This is a genomic window from Bradyrhizobium campsiandrae, from assembly GCF_014529705.1.
GTDB classification, from domain to species: Bacteria; Pseudomonadota; Alphaproteobacteria; order Rhizobiales; family Xanthobacteraceae; genus Bradyrhizobium; species Bradyrhizobium campsiandrae.
The window spans coordinates 1-255 of sequence record NZ_JAANIH010000311.1; the positions used below are offsets into that span (position 1 = coordinate 1).

At 61.6% G+C, this 255-nt stretch carries 1 pseudogene; it reads left to right on the plus strand.

Annotated features, from left to right (window positions below):
- Positions 1-63: 63 nt before the first annotated feature.
- Positions 64-255: pseudogene (locus tag G8O24_RS43235) on the plus strand (IS110 family transposase); the annotation flags it as partial.

Consider the following 255-nt stretch of genomic DNA (forward strand, 5'->3'; position numbering starts at 1 on the left):
GCGGTCAGGACGATCCATGCCGCTCCGGATCCGCGCCTTCAGCCCTTTGCCGAGCATCTGACAATGATCGACCAGATCACGGAGGACATCGCAAGGCTGAAGAACCGGCTCGAGAGTTGCCGCGACAGGCGGATTCAAGGGGTTTGGAAGGCGCAGATCGCGCCCCTGGCCAAGTCCAAACGAGCCGAACTCAAGGCGCTGCTGGCGGCAATCCGCAAGCATCCTGATCTGGCCGCACGGCTCGATTTGATCAAC